This window comes from Rhizobium sp. SG_E_25_P2 (assembly GCF_029892285.1).
Lineage (GTDB): Bacteria > Pseudomonadota > Alphaproteobacteria > Rhizobiales > Rhizobiaceae > Rhizobium_E.
Genome location: NZ_JARXVM010000012.1, coordinates 110,236 through 130,368 on the forward strand (window position 1 = coordinate 110,236; position 20,133 = coordinate 130,368).

The 20,133-nt window shown below is 60.4% G+C and carries 7 protein-coding genes and 1 tRNA gene; 3 read left to right on the forward strand and 5 right to left on the reverse strand.

Annotation, left to right across the window (positions count from 1 at the left end):
* Positions 1 to 6 precede the first annotated feature (6 nt).
* From M2360_RS17150 to M2360_RS17160, 3 genes are all read right to left on the reverse strand, one after another.
* Complete coding sequence (locus M2360_RS17150; protein ID WP_280776485.1) at positions 7 to 5,022, reverse strand: tetratricopeptide repeat protein; 5,016 nt, start codon at positions 5,020 to 5,022, stop codon at positions 7 to 9.
* A gap of 37 nt (positions 5,023 to 5,059) precedes the next feature.
* Positions 5,060 to 5,449: a DUF6165 family protein gene (locus tag M2360_RS17155; protein ID WP_280776486.1), complete on the reverse strand. Its 390-nt coding sequence runs from the start codon at positions 5,447 to 5,449 to the stop codon at positions 5,060 to 5,062.
* A gap of 125 nt (positions 5,450 to 5,574) precedes the next feature.
* Positions 5,575 to 14,859, reverse strand: a complete 9,285-nt coding sequence (locus M2360_RS17160) for a calcium-binding protein (RefSeq protein ID WP_280776487.1) — start codon at positions 14,857 to 14,859, stop codon at positions 5,575 to 5,577.
* 502 nt (positions 14,860 to 15,361) lie between these two features.
* On the opposite strand from M2360_RS17160, the gene M2360_RS17165 reads away from it, so the two are divergent.
* Positions 15,362 to 16,732, forward strand: coding sequence for a M10 family metallopeptidase (locus M2360_RS17165; protein ID WP_280776488.1), 1,371 nt, complete (start codon positions 15,362 to 15,364; stop codon positions 16,730 to 16,732).
* 94 nt (positions 16,733 to 16,826) lie between these two features.
* Here the strand turns inward: M2360_RS17165 and tig are convergent, their stop codons facing one another.
* Together tig and M2360_RS17175 are read right to left on the reverse strand one after the other, a co-directional pair.
* On the reverse strand, positions 16,827 to 18,302 hold the full coding sequence (tig, locus tag M2360_RS17170; protein WP_280776489.1) for a trigger factor: 1,476 nt from the start codon (positions 18,300 to 18,302) through the stop codon (positions 16,827 to 16,829).
* 216 nt (positions 18,303 to 18,518) lie between these two features.
* Positions 18,519 to 18,602, reverse strand: a tRNA-Leu gene (locus tag M2360_RS17175).
* An 847-nt stretch (positions 18,603 to 19,449) separates the two neighbouring features.
* Between M2360_RS17175 and M2360_RS17180 the strand changes: the two genes are divergently transcribed.
* Positions 19,450 to 19,593: a DUF1127 domain-containing protein gene (locus tag M2360_RS17180; protein WP_280776490.1), complete on the forward strand. Its 144-nt coding sequence runs from the start codon at positions 19,450 to 19,452 to the stop codon at positions 19,591 to 19,593.
* A gap of 330 nt (positions 19,594 to 19,923) precedes the next feature.
* Positions 19,924 to 20,067 (forward strand): DUF1127 domain-containing protein, encoded by a 144-nt coding sequence (locus M2360_RS17185; RefSeq protein ID WP_137158085.1) that lies wholly within the window; start codon positions 19,924 to 19,926, stop codon positions 20,065 to 20,067.
* Positions 20,068 to 20,133 lie beyond the last annotated feature (66 nt).

Consider the following 20,133-nt stretch of genomic DNA (forward strand, 5'->3'; position numbering starts at 1 on the left):
TTCTCCTCAGCGCGCCGCCGCCAGGGCCGCCAGCCGTTCGGCGGCCGGCGCGACGGCGCTTGCCCAGTCACCCACTGACGTCTGACGGAACAGTGTCAGCGACGGATACCAGGGGCTGTCCGAACGCTCGTTCAGCCAGCGCCAGTCGGCGTGATACTTCAACAGACCAAATGTCGGCACGCCCAGGCTCGCCGCCAGATGCAGCGTCGCGGTGCAGGACGACACGACGAGATCCAGCCCCAGAATAGCCGCGGCCGTTTCAGCGAAATCGCCAAGATCCTGCCCCGGGACCAGCATCGAGCGGGCAAAGGCGCAGGAGGCGATCTGCTCGATCCCATCGGTCTTCTGCAGGCTGACGAAACGTACGCCGGCAACCGCAAACAAGGGCTCAAGCGCCGAAAGCGGCGGCGAACGGCCGGCGTCGGCGCGAGCCTTGGGATTGCCTTGCCAGATCAGACCGACATTCAGGTCCTCGCCGGCAAAGCGGTTTTTCCAGGCCGCGACGCGGGCTGGATCAATGTTGAAAACCGACGGCGGCGGCACCGTGTCAACCGTCACGCCGAAGACCAGCGGCAGGCTGAGAATCGGCACTTCGAGATCCATCTGCGGACGATTGCGCCCCTGTTCTATCAGGACCACATTGGGACCGAAATCGATGGTGCGGAACAGGTTGAGCAGCGGGCCGCGCATTTCCAGCACCAGCTTGCCGACGCGCCGCGCCGCCTCCGCCACGAAGCGGATGAACTGGATATTGTCGCCAAAACCCTGTTCGCCATGCACCAGCAACACCTTGTCGGGCGCCGGCGCGCCGTCCCAGCGCGGCACGCTGAAATCGCGCTTGCGCATTTCCTTGCTGCCCCAGCGCGCCTCGTAGTCGCGGAAGCCGCCGATGAAATCACCCGCGAACAGTTTGGCGTGCGCGTGGTCGAGAATCATGTCGAGATCCTCGCCTTCCAGCGAGCGAGCGATCTCGAAAGCCGCCAGCGATTCTTCCGGGCGATGCAGGTCGCGCATGGCGTTGCCAATGCCGCGATGGGCCTTGGACAATTTCGGCTTCAGACGGATGGCGGCGCGATACTGCTCCACCGCCTCTTCAAAGCGGGTCTCGTCGCGGAGAATATTGCCGTAGGACAAATGCGCTTCCGCCGTCGGCTTGATGGCGATGGCGCGCGACAACAGGGACATCGCCTGTTTCTGCCGGTTCAAACGTCTCAGGCTGATCGAGTAATTGGTCAGGAATTCCGGCGAATTCTCGCCTTCCCGCTCCGCCTCGCGGAAAAGCACGGCGGCTTGCGCGTTGCGATCCTGATGCAGCGCGCTGACGCCGAGCATATGCAGCGCGCTCGGGCGCAGCTTCTTATAGCCGAGCACGCTGGCGAAACCCTTCTGGGCGCCGGCGAAGTCATTCTTGCGCTGCGCCTCATGGGCGGCGTTGTAGGTCGCCAGGGGATCGAAGGGCTTGATCTCGCCGGGCGCGGCCGGCGCCGAAACACGACGTTGCGAGAGATCACCGTTGGCGAGCTTCTCCAGCGCGGCGGCCACGCGTCCCATGACCGCGGCGAAAGGCTTTGGCTCCACTTCGCCCGCATATCGGCGGAACAGCCGCGTTTCTGGATACCAGGGGCTGTCGGACCGATCGCGCAGCCAACGCCATTCCGGATGGGCCTTCAAGATCACCCAGCAGGGACGACCGAGCGCGCCTGCGAGATGCGCCACCGCCGTGTCGGAGGTGACGATCAGGTCGAGATTCATCATCATCGCGGCGGTGTCGGCAAAAGCTTCCTTGCCGGCATCGTAATCTGCGCCAGGGCGCTCGACCTCGAACAGCCCGCCGAGCGCGTCGATCTGTTCCTCTCCCTTGCCCTTCTGCAGGGCGATCAGCCGGACGCCTGGGATTTTTGACAGCGGCTCAAGCGCTGTCAGCGGATAGGAACGGCCCTTGTCGACCTTGGGATCGGGATTGCCCTGCCAGACGACGCCGACACGGAAGCCCGGCTTTTCAGCCAGCCACTCCGCCCATTTCGTCACTCGTTCGGCATTGGCGGTGAAGTAACTCACCCGCGATGGGATCGTTTCAAGCCGCATGCCGGTGAGCCCGGGCATGCTCATCATATAGGCCATGGCGTCGGTCTTGGGCAGCTTGTCGCCATCGCCAAACACGCCGTCGACGCCCGGCACCGTTTTCAGCAGGTGACCGATCACCGTCCGGCAGGCGATATAGACTTTGTCGGCGCCGCGTTCCTTGAACCAGGTCGCGTAACGGCAGAACTGGAAAGCGTCGCCGAAACCTTGTTCGGCCATCAGCAGAATCTTCAGGCCTTTGGGATCTTCGCCGGCCCAGAGCGGTACGCGCGGGCGATTGGCCATCAGGCCAAGCTTGTCAGATTTCAGCCGCCATTCGTAGTGCTGCAGGCCGCGTTCGTATTCGCCTTCGTTGAGCAGGGCCATGCCGAGCGCCAGATGGGCGTCGGCGTAACCCGGACGGACGGAAATGGCCGTCGAAAAAGCGCGCTTGGCCGCCTCGTCGTCATCGCCCTCCATTTCGGCGATGCCGAGATTGTTCCAGCCTTCCGCATGTTTGGGATCGATGGCGACGGCGCGGCGCTGGTAAAACAGCGACAGGCCGAGATCGCCGTGATTGCGCTCGTAGACGCCGAGATTGGACAGCGCGTCGGTGTTCTTGGGATCGAGGAAAGAGGCCTGCTCCCAGGCTTCCGCCGCCTCCCGGAATTTTTCCGCCGTATTCAGCGTGGCTCCCAGTTGCACCCAGAGCTTGGCGTTTTCCGGCTCCAGGTCAACGGCCCTGCGCATGGCGCGTTCCGCTTCAATATGGTTGCCCATGTCGGAATAGACCGAAGACAGCGCGGTGAGCACGGTCGTGGTTTTCGGATCGCGCTTGGCGACGCTTTCCAGCCGCGCCAGCGCCTCGGCATGCTTGCCTTCGGCCGATTCGCGCTTGGCGAGCGACACCAGCGAGGGAGAATGAGACGGATTGACCGCCAGGGCGAAATTCAGCGCGCGGCGAGCGTCGGCGCGCTGGCCCAGGCTATCGAAGAGCACCGCGAGATTGCTCCAGTAGTCGGCGGTTCCGGGCGCCATCGCCACCGATTGCATGGCGAAGGCCAGTCCCTTGCGCGCCGCTTCCGGGCTGCGTCGACCACCTTCCAACAGCGCCATAGCTTGGAGATTCATCAGATGTGCGTCATCGCGACGATACGCGATAGCCTTGCCATACAGCGCGATCGCGTTTTGGAACTGGCCGATGCCGTGCAATTTGACGCCATCCTTGACCGGCTGCTCGCCGTAATCCTGGCCGAGCGCGCCGAACAGATCGACGAGGTCGGCGCTGGCTTCCTCGAATGTGGAGCGCCAATCGCCCGCCTGCTTCTGGCGGAACAAGCGCATGCTGGGATACCAGGGCGTCAGGCTCCCCTCGCCGCCCCAGCGCCAATCCGGCGCTTTCTTGAGGAACAGCCAGACCGGCCGGCCCAGCAATCCGGCGAGATGGGCCACCACCGTGTCCGAGGTGATCACGAGGTCGAGAGACATAATCATCGCTGCGGTGTCGACGAAAGCCTCGTCACCGGCATCAAAGTCACCGCCCGGAGACAAAACCTGCAGGCCCGCAGGCGCCGGCTGGTCGAGGCCGAAATGCCGCTGTAGGGAGATGAAATTGGCGCGATCCGATAGAACTGCGAGCGGCGCCATAGCCGAAAGCGGGATGGAGCGACCGATATCGACCGACGTTTTGGGATTGCCCTGCCAGCAGAGCCCAATGCGCCAGGTGGTCTTGGATTCGCCGCGCAGGCCAAAACGGCGCCATTTTTCGGCCCGTTCGGCCTCGACGCGAAAACGGCTGACGCCGATCGGCACATTGCCAGGCTCAAGCCGCGCAAGCCGCGGCAGCGACATCAGCGGCAACCATGCGGAATGCTCGGGCAAAGGCTCCGCGTCCGAACGCAACTGGATATCGGTCTTGGTGAAGAGATCAAGGCGCGACAGGACATTGAACATGCGCCGATGGCAGACGAATACGAGTTCCTTGACCCGCTTCCGCGCCGGCGGCAACAGGCGGATAAATTGAAAGACGTCGCCGAATCCCTGCTCGTGGACGACCAACAGACGTCCATCCGGCAGTTCTTCTCCCGCCCAGAGAGGCATATCCGACACCGGGGTCTTTTCCAGCGCCGCAGATACGCGCAGCCTCAGTTCGTAATCGTCCCAGGCGTCCAGCCAGTCGCCGCGATACAGACGGTTCACGGAGATGTTGTAGCGCAGCAATTCCCAATCGGGCCAGCGCTTGAGGCCGTCGACGTAATGATTGATGGCAGCGTCAACCAGACCGAGATTCCGGAGCGACGCGCCGCCATTGATGAAGGCCACTTTCTGCTCGGGACTGCGCTGCAACACCCATTCGAATTCCGCCAAAGCCTCACGATCCCGGCCTACGGCCTGAAAAGCGGCCCCGAGAGACAGGTGAGCCTCGATGCTATCGGGCGCGATTTTCATCGCCGCGGCGGCGAGTTGATGCGCCCGCGCATGTTCCCGGAGGTCGAGCGACAATTGCGCCGCCTGAACCAGAAGGCCGACATTGTCGGCATCCATGGCAAGCCCCCGCGCCACGGCGTCGTAGGCCTCAGCGAACCGACCCGCGCGCGCCAGGGCGACGCCGAGATTGGTGTAGCCGCCGATCGCGCCCGGCCTCAAAGCGACCGATTGCTGTGCGGCGACAACCGCCTCCTCGACCTGACCGCTGGCCAGCAAGGCCGTCGAGTAATTCTGCCAGGCGCTTGCCTGCGTCTGGTCAAGCTCGATCGCTTGCTGGAAATAACCCAGCGAATCCGCCGAACGATCCGACAGATGCAGGGCGACGCCCATATAATGAAACACCGACGCGTCGCGAGGATGTAGACGGGAGAGATCCTCCAAAGCCGCGAGACTCTCCGCTATCTTGCCATCGCCGAGCAATCGCCGGCAATCATCCACGGAATAACGCTCAACCCCGGTCATCTCCCCGCCCATGCTTTCTTCGCTCCTGCTTTCCCGACGGCGAACCGCCTTATTGGACCTTGTACTTCTGGTAGGACTTCTCCTCCATAAGACCCGACCCTAGCGCGAAGTTGACCTCGCGCTTCAATTCGGCGCGTTTATCGTTGGTGATATAGACGGCGCGGGCAAGCTGGACGAATTTATCGCTGAAATCGCCGGAATTCTCACAATCGCGGATATCGTCCTCGATATCCCAGAGCTCGGCGTTGACGTCGTAAAGCGCCTTAGTCAACCGGGAAACATCGTCGTTCTCGGCATGCGCTCCGAGCTTTTCAGTCAGAAGCGTCAATTCCTTGCGGACATTGACCAGCTTCCCCTCATCCGTCATCCGGTCGGATTTGATTTGCAGAATGGTGATCTTGTCGACCAATTCTCCCCAGGACACGGGCACTTCGATCATCGGCGCTTCCTCGCATTTCAAGAATCAAAATCGTTAGACCGACAGACTACGGGAGCGCGGCGAAAACCGAAAACGAAAAGGGCGCGGATCTCTCCGCGCCCTCCCCTTGTTGAAGCCTTTGAAGCTTAGACCGACCAAGTAATATCGGTTTCGCTGAGCTTGCCGGCGGTGATGTTGGTCAGCTTGATGTTGAGATCCGCCGAGCCGTTCCCGTCTGTGTCGATTTCGAGCAAATTCGTCGAGGTCACGAAGCGCGCCTCTGCCGAACCGCTGCTCGTCCAGCCGCTGTCGTCGCCGAGATAGGTCAGCGAGCCGCTGCCGCCTTCAATCACGATGACGTCGGTATCCACGGCGAAGTCGGTGATGACATCGGTGTTGCCGGCATTGGTCGTGATGTTGAAGTGGAACTCGTCGAGACCGCCGCCGCCGGTCACGGTGTCGTTTGCCGCGCCAGAGGTGAAGATGTCGGCGTTCGAGCCCAGGGACACCACCGCGCCCTGCGAGCCGGTCGTGACGATTTCGTCGATGCGGGTGGAGCCAGTGATGGTTTCCACATTCGTGAAGGTCACATCCGTCGTGTCGCCAGCCAAGATCACCGAGTCGGAACCCGCGCCACCGTCAACCGTCGAGCTGGCGTAGCCCGACGTCAGGGTGAATGTGTCGCTCGAACCGCTGCCTGTGATCAACTCAACCGCCGTAAACGTGCCGGTCGCGGCAGCGCTGAAGGTGATCGAGTCGGTGCCGGCGCCCAACGAAACCCTGCCCGTAAAGGTCGAGGTGACGTTGATGTTGTCGGCATTGGCCGCGCCTGTGACCGTTTCGACACCGGAAATGGTGACGGTATTGTCATAGGCGCCCATCACGATCGTGTCGCTACCCGAGCCGAGGTTGAAGAGCCCACCTGTGCCTGCAGCGAGCGTCACCACGTCGGTGCCAGTACCGCCGGTCAGCGTATCGACGTTGGAGACGGTGAACACCGACCCGCTATCGTTTGCGATCAGCGTATCGCCGCCCGACACAAAGTCGAACCAGCCGCCATACGCGTCGCCGTCCCCGATCGTTACCGTGTCGTCGCCGGTGCCGCCGGTGACGCTTTCGATGCTGACGATCGTCAGAAGGTTGGTCGCGTTGGCCAGGATGAGCTGGTCATTGCCGTCGCCGAAGTCAGCCGAAGCCAAAGCCGCCGCGCCGGAGAGCGTCACCACATCGGCGCCAGTGCCGCCGAGCAGGCTTTCCGCATTGGCCACCGTACCGGTGAAGCCAGCGTCGAGCCAGGAGAGACGATCGCTCGTGCCAGCGCCGAGGTCGATGAGTTCCGCGCCGCCCGAGGAGATCGTGACGATGTCGGAGCCGGAGCCGCCGGTGATGGTTTCCGCATTGGCGGCCGTAATGGTGGCCCCCAAGGCTGCGTCGAGCGTCAGTTCGTCGGAGCCGCTGCCGAGGTCGACAGTGAGCGCCGTGACAGCCTGAGCGAAGGTCACCAGGTCGGCGCCGGTGCCACCATTGATGGTTTCGACATTCGCCACCGTGATATCGTTGGAGAAGTCGCCGAGCACGATCTTGTCGCGACCCCCAGCCAGATCGAAGTCGTCGCCGACGACGGCTGCGCCGAAGGTGATGACGTCCTTATTGGCCGAACCCACGATGGTTTCCACATCCGAGACGGTGATCGAAGCACCGGCTGCGGAAAAGTCGAGGGAGTCGTTTCCGCCTTCGCCATCGATAGAGCCGCTGGTGAGAGCTGCAGCCAACTTGATCGTGTCAGCGCCGGAGTTGCCGACGATGGTTTCGATAGCGGTGGCCGTCAGGACATTGGTGCCCGCAGACAAGGTCAGGCTGTCTTTGCCACCCAGCAGATCCACGCTTCCGGCCAGTGTATTGCCCAGAGTGAGGACCTGGCTGCTCGCGCCGCCGACGATCACGTCAACATTTGAAAGTGTCGCCGTAATTGCCGCTCCGGAGAAGTCCACCGTGTCAGCCGCGCCGCTGTCGAGATCGATGTATAGGCCGGTATGCGTGCCTGTCACGACGATCAGATCGGCGCCGGACGAACCACTGATCGTATCGACGTTGGACATCGTCACGGTCGCTGCGGTCTGAAGGATGACAAAGTCCTGCATATCGCCGCCGACCACCGTTTCAACATCGGCGATCCGATAGATCATATCCACCGTGCTGCTGAGGGTCAGCTTGTCATTGCCCCCGCCGAGCAGGAAGCGGTCATTGTCGAGGCCTTCGACGACGGTGATCTCGTCATTGCCCGCGCCACCCGTCACCGTTTCGAAGAAGGAAACAGACAGTGTCGAGCCCGCAGAGTTCAAGGTCAGTTGGTCGGTGCCGCCCCCGGCGTCCGTAAAGACGCCGACGGTGTAGCCCGCACCCAGGGTCACCACGTCGTTGGCCGAGCCGCCTGTGAAGGTTTCGACACCCGTGACGGTCAACGTGTTGGCGACGCCGTCAAGGACGAGCGAGTCATTGCCAGCACCGAGATCGATTGCCTGAGCCGTGATGCCGCTCAGCATGGTGATGACATCGCTGCTCGCGCCGCCGACGAAGCTTTCGACACCGTCGAGGGTAGCAGTCACATTGAAGTCACCGAAGACCACGTCGTCGCCGACATCTGCGCCGAGATCGATGGTCAACCCGGTCGAGCTGCTGTTGACATACACCTTATCCGCGCCACTGGTGTCACCAGTGACTGTTTCGATCGAAGCGATCGTGACCGTCTGCGCGGCGTCGAAGACAACCGTATCAGTGCCCGTGCCGCCGGTCACCGCATCGACGTCCGTGACGTTGATGGAGTTGGTGAAATTACCAAGGGTCACCGAGTTAGCGCCGGCAGCCAAGTCGATTTCCGTGCCAGACGCCACGTCGCTGAAGGTGATGACGTCATCGCCAGCGCCGCCGGTCAGGGTTTCGATGCTCGCCAAGGTAACAGTCGCGCCTGCGGCTGCCGTGGTCAGCGAGTCATTGCCGCCAAGTCCGTCGATAACGCCTTCCGCATATGCCGCACCCAGGGTGATGAGATCCACCCCGGCACCGCCGGTTACCGTTTCGACATTGCTGACCGTCAGCGTATTGCCGCTGGACGTCATCGTCACAGAGTCGTCGTCGCCCAGAAGGTCGATCGCCATGGCGATCGAGTTGGTGAAGGTCAGCGCCTGCGTGCTGGCGCCGCCTGTCACGGCTTCGACATTGCTCAGCGTCGCGGTGGCTGCGGCGTTGGTGAAGACAACGCTGTCGCCGGTGCCGGCCGCCAGGTTGATCGTCACGCCGAGAGTGAGACCCTCGACGGTGACAACATCGTCAGCCGCATTACCGGTGACAGTTTCGACATTCTCGACCGTGAAGGTGCCAGCGGACGTACCGACAAGCGTGACCGTGTCAATGCCGGCGCCCAGATCGAGGGCCGAACCCGTAACGCCATCCAGGAAGGAGATCGCGTCGATGCCTGTTCCACCTGTCACGGTTTCCACCGCGTCGACAGTCAGCGTTGCGCCGGAGTCGCTGGTCGTCAAGGAGTCGGCGCCGCCGTCGAAGTCGTAAGTACCCGACAGTTGCGCGCCGCTTAGCACGACAATGTCGACCCCGGTGCCGCCGGTGAACGTATCCACTCCGCTGATGGTGACGGTGCCGCCATCGTTCAGCGTCAAGGTATTGATCCCGGTCGCACCCAGCGAGAAGGTACCATCGGCCGCGCCATCGACGATGATGAAGTCAGCGCCTGTGCTGCCGATGACGGTTTCCACGTTGGACACGGTGAAGTCATTGGCGACAGCCGCCAGTGTCAGCTTGTCGTTTCCGCCGTCGAGGTCGATGACCTGGTCCGTCATCCCGGAGCCGAGCGTAATGACTTCGACGCTGGTGCCGCCTTCAATGGTTTCGACATTGGTCAATGTGGCGGTGGTGTTGAACGCATCTGCGAAGATGACCCAATCGTTATCCGCGCCGCCATCGATCACCATACCGGTATGACCGGCGGTAACGGTGATCTTGTCGTCATCATCGCCGCTATTGATGGTTTCGACGTTGGAGACGGTGATCGTCATGCCCGCCGTAGCGCCCGAATTGGCGTTGATCGTGTCGTCGCCTGCGCCGAGGTCGATCACCGCGCCTGCTTCGCCGTCCACCAGAGTGACGATTTCGATGCTGGCGCCGCCGGTGATGGTTTCGACATCATCGACCGTCATCGTTGCACCGAGCGCCGAGGTCGTCACGGTGTCCGTGCCCAGGCCGCCATAGATCGAAATACCGGTTTCAGCTCCCGACAGGATGACGTTGTCGTTGTTGGTGCCCGTTACAGTCACCAGTTCGATGCCGGACACGGTCACCGTGCCGCCTTGCTCGATCGTCAGAGTATCCGTACCGCCGCCAAGCGTCAGCACCATGTCGGCCACTTCCGACGTGTGGACCTCGTCAGCTCCGCCAACGCCAACGACGGTTTCGATGTTCGCCACCGAGACAGTGTTAGCGAAAGCGCCGAGCGTCAGCTTGTCGGAGGTCGAACCGCCGAGGTCGATTTCGCCGCCGGTGAACTGGGTCAGCAGCGTCAGGGTTTCGCTGGATGCGCCGCCGACGATGGTTTCAACCTCGGAGAGCGTCGCTGTCACATCGCCAGTGCCGTCGAAGGTCACCTGATCGTTGCCGCCTTCAAGGTCGATGGTGAGCGCAGTGGCCGCACCGACCACCTTGACCAGATCGGCCGCGGAAGAACCAGTCAGTGTTTCAATCGCGGTGACCGTGATGTCGCCAGCAGCCGTCAGGGTGACGCCATCTGCGCCGGTGCCGCCGACAACCGATTCGACATTCGTCACGGTGACGTTGTTGGTCGAGGCCGTGAGCCTGATCACATCGTCGCCGCCAGCGAGATCCACGGAAATGTTCAGCGAGGTTGCTGCAGTGATGTCTTCGTCACCGCCCATGCCGACGATGCTTTCGATATTGGCGACCGTGATGGTTGCGCCGCTACCGTTGGTGGTCAGAATATCGCCTGCGTCAGCAGCGCCGTCGATGTAGCCGCCGGTGTAAGCAGCGCCGAGGGTAATGAGGTCTGCGCCAGACGAACCGTTGATGGTTTCGATGGCGGTCGCGGTCAGCGTGTTGCCAGCGTTGGCAAGGGTCACCGTATCGGCTGCGCCTTCGAGGTCCAGCGACATAGCGATGGAATTCGCGAAGGTAAGCACTTCGATGCTGTCGCTCGCATGAATGACTTCGACATCAGTCAGGGTCGCGGTGACATCGGCATCGTCGAAGTAGACGATATCGCTGCCGTCATCGAGATCGATCGTCATGCCGGCGGAGGAACCTTCGACATGGATTTCGTCATTGGCGGTGCCCGCGCCGGTCACCACTTCGACATTGGTCACCGTTGCAACAAGCGCGTTGCCGCTGGCGATCGTGACGGTGTCTGTGCCGTCGCCGAGATCGATTTCCGTACCGGCAATGACCTCACTGAAGGTGATCTTGTCCTTGCCTTCGCCGCCGGTGATGGTTTCCGCGCCGTCGAGCGTGATCGTCGAGCCAGAGTCCGACGTCGTCAGCACGTCGGTGCCGCCTTCGAAGTAGATCGTCAGGCCCGTTGCAGCAGCGGTGAGCGTCACGTCTTCATTGGTCGCACCGGTCGTGGTCAGGGTTTCCAGACCCGACACCATGACGGTGCCGCCGGCCAGGAGTTCCAGCGTATCGGTTCCGAGGCCAAGATTGGCGGTCAGGTTCGCCGCGCCGTCCACGACCAGGTAGTCGTCGTCCCGACCGCCGGTGACGGTTTCCACATTGGCGATCGATAGCGAGTTTGTCGCATCCGACAGGATGATCGCGTCGTTGCCCGCCTTCAGGTCGACATAGTCGCCTGTGCGATCGTCGCCGAAGGTGATCACTTCGACGCCCGTGCCGCCGACCACCGATTCCACGCCGGTAAGCGTGACGGTCGCGGTCGTCGAACTGAACTCGACCATGTCCGTGCCATTGCCGAGATCGATAGACATGCCGGTCGCATCGCCGGTGATCATCAGATCGTCATCGCCTTCGTTGCCGGAGACGACTTCGACATTGGCCACCGTCAGCGTGACGCCGCCAGGGCCATCAGCGTAAATGGAGTCGGTTCCGGCTCCGAGATCGATGGTCGCGCCGGTTTCAGTGTCAAGCAGCGTGACCATATCGGTCGAAGCGCCGCCAGTGATCGTTTCAATCGAGTCGACCGTGACCGTGCCGCCCGCAGCCGCCATGGTCAGCTTGTCCGTGCCGTCGCCGAAATAAAGCGTCATTCCGGTCTCGGCGCCAGACAGCGTCACGAGATCCGACGAGGTGCCGCCGGTCACGGTGTAGGATTCGACGCCAGAGATGGTGAACGAACCGCCGGCGGAGACTTCAAGCGTGTCCGAACCAGCAGCAAGGTTGATGGTGGAGCCGGAATCGGCGCTGGCGACGATCACGTAATCGTCGTCGGCATTACCCGTCAGAGTCTCGACATCGGTAACGGTCAGCGAGTTGGCGTTGTTGGAGAGCGTCAGCGTGTCATTGCCGCCGGCGAGATCAACGCTCGCGCCGTCTGCCGCCGTCGTCAGAACGACGACATCGCTGGATGCGCCGCCTTCGATCGTTTCGACATTGCTGAGGGTGGCGGTGCCGCCCGCGCTGAGGGTGACCTTGTCGTCGCCGTCATCGAGATCGATGGTCAGAGCGCTCTGCGCGGTCAAGACCGTGATCGTGTCGCCATTGTCGGAACCGACGACGCTTTCGACATTGCTGACCGACAGGGTCGCGTCAGAGGTGGTGGCGGAGAGATCGACGACGTCGACGCCGAGGCCGAGATCGTAAGAGCCGCCGGTCATCGCGCCCGTCACATAGACGGTATCCGCGCTCTTGCCGCCGACGATGGACTCAACCTCGTCTACGGTGAGAGTGTTGAGGAAGCTTGCGAGGGTGATCTTGTCTGCGCCGCCGGCGAGGTCGATCAGCCTGTCGTCCACGATCGTGGTAAACACAACTTCGTCATTGCCGGCCGCGCCGGTCACGGTTTCGACATTGCTGACGGAGATCGTGCCGCCATTGGCGCCGAATGTCACGCTGTCGTTGCCGCCAGCCAGGCTGATGGAAACGCCAGTCGCCGCAGTGCCATCAAGGGTGATGGTTTCAGCGCCCGCGCCACCCGTGATGGTTTCCACATCGCTGATGGTTGCGGTCGAACCAGTGGATCCGCTGAATGTCACGGTATCCTTGCCGTCGCCGAGGTCGATCGTGCCGCCCGTCATATCCGTCACAACGATGATAGACTGAACGGATGCGCCGCCCGTCACCGTTTCCACGTTCATCAACGAGAATGTGCCGGTTGAATTGTCCAGCGCCAGGGTGTCGGCGCCGCCAGCCAGATTGATCTGCGTAGCGGTCTTCATCGTGCCATAGACGGCAACGATATCGGCGTTAGCGCCGCCGATCACCGATTCCACATTGGTGACGCTGAAAGTGCCCGACGACAGAGCCGCCGAGATATCAAGCGTGTCGATACCAAGACCGAGATCGACCATCATCGTGTCGTCGATATCGGAAGCCACGACCACGTCGTTGGTCTTGCCGCCGACAATCGTTTCGATATTAGCAATGGTTACGGTGTTCACAAAGCCGCCGAGAGTCAGCTTGTCAGCGCCATCGCCGAGGTCGACAGTGCCGCCAGTGACCTGGGAACCCAGTGTCACGACATCAACATTGGCGCCAGCCCCGGAGGTGATCGTCTCGACGTTGGAAATGGTGAAGGTGCCGCCCGAGTCGCTAATATTGAGCGTGTCATCGCCATCCTTGAGGTCGATGATCAGCCCTGCCGCAGTGCCTTCGATATAAACCTTATCGGCGCCTGTTCCGCCGGTGACGGTTTCAACATTCTCGATGGTCACCGTATTGGCGGCGTCCGCCAAGGTAACCTGGTCCTTACCGGCTCCGAGATTGATGGACACGCCTTCAGCCACGCCGCCGAGGATGATCCGCTCAACCTTTGCGCCGCCAGTGATCGTTTCGACATTGTCAACAGTCAAGCTAACCGCGCCGGACGCCAGGGCCAAAATGTCGGATCCGCCGCCGAGATCATAATCCGCGCCCGTGATGCCCGTGCTCAGCGCAACAAATTCATTCTGGTTGGAACCGGTGACAGTCTCGATATCGCTGACCGTCAGGGAGTTCTGGAAGTTGCCGAGGGTCAGCGAGTCCGAACCCTTGCCCAGCTTGATGGACGCATCGGTAAGGATGGTGGCCGCAACCACCACATCGCTGGAAATGCCGCCGGTGACGGTCTCAACGTTGGAAATGGTGAGCGTGTTGACAGCCTTGGCAAGCGTGATCGAGTCATTGCCGCCCGCGAGATTGACGGCCAGATCAGCCGCGCCGGTGAAGACAATCGCGTCATTGCCGCTCTTGCCGACAATGGTTTCGATATCCGAAACCGAAAGCGTCGCGCCATCCGTGTCGAGCGTCAGCGTGTCGTCGCCAGCGCCCAGCTTGACCACGCCGCTCAGCGCGCCATCGAGCGTGACGTCATCGTCCTTGCTGCCGCCTTCAATGGTTTCAACATTGGCGAGCGTGATATCATTGTCATATGCGCCGAGGATCACCTTATCCTTGCCGCCCAGCAGATCGAGATCAACAGCGCTGGCGCGACCGGAGAAGGTCACGACGTCAACGCCGGAATTGCCAGTGATATCCTCGACACCCTTCACGCTGACCGCATTGGCGCCCTTGGCGAGGATAAGCGTATCATCGCCCGCGCCGAGATTGACGGTCATCTTCTTGGTGAGAATACCCAAGGTGATCTTGTCGTCGGCTTCGTCACCCGTCACCGTTTCGATATTCGATACCGTGATGGTCGCGCCGTTCTCATCGATGATGAGCTTGTCATTGCCGGCAGCAAGATCGATCTTGCCGCTGTTGTAGGCGCCATCGAGATAGACAACGTCTGACGACGCAGCGCCAGTGATCGTCTCGACCTTTTCGAGATAGATCGTGTTGTTGAATTTGCCGAGCGTGACCTTGTCATTGCTGCCGCGCATATTCACTTCGACGCCCTGGGCGGCGGCTGTGAACACGACGGCGTCGGCGCTGGTGCTGCCGGTCAATGTTTCGAGGTCCGCCACGCTCACCGTGGACGCTGCGGTCAAGGTCAGCTCATCATCGCCCGCCCCGAGGTCGATGACCGCTTTCTGCGATGCCGCCAGTGTAATGTCGTCGTCACCAGCGCCCCCGCTGATGGTCTCGACGCTGGTCAGCGTGAGGTTGTTGCTGGATCCATCCAGCGCGAGGCTGTCATTGCCGCCCAGCAAATCGAGCGATCCGGAGACAGAGGAGTCAATCAGGATCACGTCCGACTTTGCGGAGGCGGTGATTTCCGCCAGGCTACTCACAGTTACAGTCTTACTCGTCGTCGCCATAATACAGCCCCTTTTGCGTATTTGGGAGCATCGTATGCGGGAATGATTACGCAAACCTTACCGTATAGGTATTAGAAAGCACGAGGCTCCAAAATTTATGCAACATTTTCAATGGGCATAACAAAAAACATGCACGCCGAACCACTCAGATTTTAATCGTTCAATTTGTCCGCCTTAATGCTTTGCGAAGAGATACAACCGGAATTTTATTTTAGAAACTCATGCGCTTCGCGTTGGAACTGCGCCACCTCGCCGGATAATCGGCACAAGGCCCGTCAGGCTTCCCGGCCCGCCTCAGGCCAGTGCATGCGGTTATCCCCTCATATTTTGGGGGCGAATCTTAGCTTCGGAGAACAGATTGAGCATCTTCTTCGGCTTTCGAAAGCTTTGCCGCCTCGGCTTTGAGTATGACGCATGGTCGTGACAAGCTAAAAATATTAGAGAATCGCGGAACACGGTCCTGAAGACCGCGATCTCTACAGATGCAAAAGAGGGGGCAGGCATGGCCATTACGAACGAGATTTCAAGCCAAAGCGAGACAATAGCGTCCGCGGCAGTCACGGATGTGGTTGCAAGCGGCGACAACCTGATCGACGGCGTGCTGAGCGACGCCAGCTGGTCGGGCGACAGCTTGTCCTACGCCTTTCCGGACAAGGCTTCGGACTACCGCTACGGGGGCGAAAAGAACCATGGCTTCAGCGCGGTCGAGAGCAACATCAGATCGGCGGCGCGCTATATTCTCGACCAAACCTATGGCGGCAAGGCGAATGACGGCTTTTCGGTCGAAGGCTTCACAAAGCTGACAATCAACGAAGGCGCGGATGCAACATCGGAAATCCGCTACGCGAACTCCAACTCCGCCAACCCAACCGCCTATGCCTATTATCCAAGCAACACACAACGCGGCGGCGATGTCTGGTTCGGCGACAACTATGCCTATGAAAACGCCAGGTTGGGCAACTATGCTTTTGCGACCGTCATCCACGAAACAGGGCACGCACTCGGGCTCAAGCATCCGCATGAATCGGGAAACGGTCTCGAGGCGCTGTCCCGGCGCTATGATTCCCTCGAATATTCGGTCATGTCCTATCGAAGCTACGAGGGCGCCTCCACCAAAACCGGCTATGTCAATGAAACCTGGGGTTTCCCGCAAAGTTTCATGATGGCCGACATCGCCGCCCTTCAATATCTGTACGGCGCGGACTTCTACACCAATGGCGGCGACACCGTGTATAAATGGAAGCCCGACAGCGGCTCGACCTTCGTCAACGGCGACGCCGCCCTCAAACCCGGCGGCAACCGCATCTTCGCAACCATCTGGGACGGCGGCGGCACGGACACCTACAATCTGGAAGCCTATCGAGACGATCTTTTGATCGATCTGCGCCCAGGCCAACATTCCCGCTTCAGCAACGCGCAACGCGCCCATCTCGATGCCGACGATAGTGGCCGGTTCGCCAAAGGCAACATCTACAATGCTCTTCTCTATAATGGCGACGAACGCTCGCTGATCGAAAACGCCGTCGGCGGTTCGGGAGATGACGTCATTCGCGGCAATTCGGCGGAAAACCGACTTTGGGGTTCCCAGGGCGCCGACAGACTGTCAGGCGGAATGGAACACGACGTTTTGATCGGCGGCGGCGGCGCGGATGTCTTCGTGTTTGAAAAGGGTTGGGGACGCGACCAGGTTAAGGATTTCGGCGGAGCCGATACGATCGATCTCAGCGCGTTCGACTTTGCGTCGTTTTCAGCGGTCAAATCGCTGTTCACGCAGACCAAGATTGGCGTCGTCATCGATTTCGGCAGTGACGACGCGCTGGTGGTGGCCGGTTCAGAGATCGCCGACCTCGATCGCAATAACTTCACGCTGTAGTCGGCAAGCGCCGGCTTTCGCGCCTGTTGAAAATAAAAAGGGCCGCCCGGCGACCGGGCGGCCCTTCTTCAATGTCTTGGAGACAGCGACAGACTTATTCGCCCGCGTCTTCGGCGGCAGCCTTTTTCTTCGGAGCCGCCTTCTTCTTCGGAGCGGACTCTTCGCCAGCCTCGTCTTCGGCCTTCGCGGCCTTCTTTTTCGGCTTCTCGGCCTTGTCTTCGGACGAAGCCTCGTCCTCGTCTTCCGCCATCAGTTCTTCTTTGGTGACGGTCTTATCGGTCACCGAGATCTGCGTCAGCAGGTGATCCACGACCTTTTCTTCGAAGATCGGCGCGCGCAGGCCGGCGATAGCGCCAGGGGTCTCGCGGAAATACTTGATGATTTCCTTTTCCTGGCCCGGGAACTGCTGCATCTGGGCGTAGAGCGCCTTGTTGAGCTCGTCTTCAGAGACTTCAACGCCAGCCTTCTCACCGATTTCGGAGAGGACCAGGCCGAGCTTGACGCGACGTTCAGCGAGCTTGCGATATTCTTCGCGCGCCTTTTCTTCCGTCGTGTCTTCATCCTCGAAGGTCTTGCCGGACTGGGCGAGGTCAGAGGCGATCTGGCGCCAGATCTGCTCGAACTCGGCGTCGACGAGGCGCGACGGGGTATCGAAAGCGTAAAGAGTGTCCATCTGGTCGAGCAGCTGACGCTTCAACTTCTGGCGGGTCACCGTGCCGAACTGGCTTTCCAGCTGGCCGCGGACGATTTCCTTGAGGCGATCGACAGATTCAATCCCGAGCTTGGAGGCGAGTTCGTCGTTGATTTCGACTGCTTCAGCGCCGGCGACAGCCTTCACCTTGATGTCGAAAGTCGCTTCCTTGCCGGCCAGATTGGCGGCGGGATATTCGGCCGGGAAGTTGACGGTGATCACCTTCTCGTCGCCAGCCTTGGCGCCGACCAGTTGCTCTTCGAAGCCGGGGATGAAACGGTTGGAGCCGAGCACCAGTTCAGCGCCTTCGTCCTTGCCGCCGTCGAAGGGCACGCCATCGAGCTTGCCTTCGTAATCCATGGTCACGCGGTCGCCGTTTTCAGCCGCGCCGTCCTTGTCGGCATAGCTGCGGGCGCTCTCGGCGATGCGGAGGATCTGCTCTTCGACTTCGCTCTCGGGGATCTCGACGACTTCGCGGGTCACGGAGATAGAGCTCATGTCCTTGAGTTCGATCGGCGGAATCACTTCATAAGAGAGAGTGAATTCGAAATCGGCCTCGGCGGCGAGAATCTTGTCGGCTTCCGACTGGTCCTCGGTCATGGCGATTTCCGGCTGGGTGGCGGACTTTTCGCCGCGGCCGGTGAGGATTTCGGTCGGACGGTCGCGAATGATCTCGTTGACCAGTTCGGCCATCACGGACTTGCCGTACATCTTCTTCATGTGGGCGAAGGGCACCTTGCCGGGACGAAAGCCGTTGATACGGACGCGGCCCTTCACTTCCTCAAGCCGCTCGTTCATCCGAGCTTCCATGTCCTTGGCCGGAATGACGACCTTGAGTTCGCGCTTCAGCCCATCCGCGAGCGTTTCGATAACCTGCATGTTCCTACCTTCATAATCGCGGCGGCGCAGCAGAACGCGCCAGCCTCTCGTTATAGATGAACTCCACCGCTCATCCGCCGGAAAAGCGCTTTATGCAAATTCGGAGTCCTTTTGCAAGCAAAATGGGCCGTGAAAGCCGGAGTTGCCGTCTTTTCCCGTGTTGCTCGCCCATGTCATGCTTGTGCTCTGCCTGAAGCCGTCCCGAAATTCGAGATCTGGTGCGGGTGGAGGGACTCGAACCCCCACGCTTTTGGCGCGAGAACCTAAATCTCGTGCGTCTACCAGTTCCGCCACACCCGCATCAGCGAAACCGCTTCAAGCCGTTTCGTCGCCGCGTCCTTAGCACCGTCGAAACGGCAAGGGAAGAAAAACATCGCGTGCTGCCGTCGCTTTTACACAATGTAAATACCAGCTTACTATAGTAGGCCATGTCGGGAGCCAATTCCCAGCTATGCACTCGGCGCATGGGGCCATTGAGTTTTTTGCGCTGCAAAAAGAAAATTTATCATACTATTGTCCTTCTCAACGACAGGGCGGACCTGACGAGACGGCAGTTGCGAACCGTCGGCGATCTGATCGCTTTAGCTCTCCCGAAAGGGTGATGGAATTCGGGGTCGCGATCTCCTCCTCCCACGCGCCCCGATGTGACTGATGGCACTCCTCCTCCCAGCCGTCGGTCAGACTCAACGACGCCCACCGGACCTCCTCCCCCGGTGGGCGTTTTGATTCCGGCAACGCCTGCGTTTCACGCCTTTTCCATATCACGTGGCTGCGCCAGCAGGACGATCGCGCTTTTCAATGCGCGACTGCGGCGACCGGGCGATCTTCATGCAACGCCGAAAAAAATCACTGGCGGAGCCGAGACAAAGCTCGGAATGACCATAGTTTCCCCGCATTTTGCGAGGACCGCGCCACATTCAGCCGCACCGCCTAAAAAACAGGCCGATTGGCCATACAAATGCCCTCCTCGCGTCAATCTGATTAATAAAAGTTAAATTATGTGAGCCACTTAGGTTAATGAGATGCGATTCTTGCATAGGTGCACTGCTGCAATGGCGCTGGTTTCGTGTGCGCTGCAATATTATATTCCGGTCATGAAATTCGGAGCGGCGAAACAGATCGCTCCAGACCGAAAAGGAACCGCATCATGAACATCGCACGCGCTTACAACAACTGGGTCAAGTATCGTCAGACCGTCACCGAACTCGGCCGCATGACCAATCGCGAACTCAGCGATCTCGGCATTGCTCGCGAAGACATCCGCAAGGTTGCTCGCCAGGCCGTTCTCTAAGCTTTCAAGCACTGCATCCACGAAAGCCGCCGGAGCGATCCGGCGGCTTTCGTGCGTTTTGGAGTCTCGCATTGCAGGCCTTCGTTGACGCTCCGACATCCAACGAATTTGCCTCTGAGCCCGCCAATGCGGGCAGCCCCGGTTTTCGGCCGTTAACCACTGGCGAAACTTTGCGCCTCGCCTTCTTATTGTGCATCGCATGCTTATTTGCATAGCAGCTGCACACAAATCGCACTCCACCTTATTATTATTCGCGTGTATAAAGAGATCATAAGTTTTCGAGCCGGGCAGAAAGCCAGGCCGCTTCAGAAGTCTAAAGAGGAAACGTCCATGAACCCGCTTCGCATCGCCATCAATTGGGTCAACTATCGCCGCACGATCTCCGAACTGTCCAACCTGTCCAACGACACGCTGCAGGACATCGGCGTCAACCGCTACCAGATCCGCAACATTGCGGCTCGCTCCTTCCGCTAAGCGGCGAAAGAGCTACCATACATATCGTGTCAACGGCGCCCATTCGGGCGCCGTTTGCATTTGTAG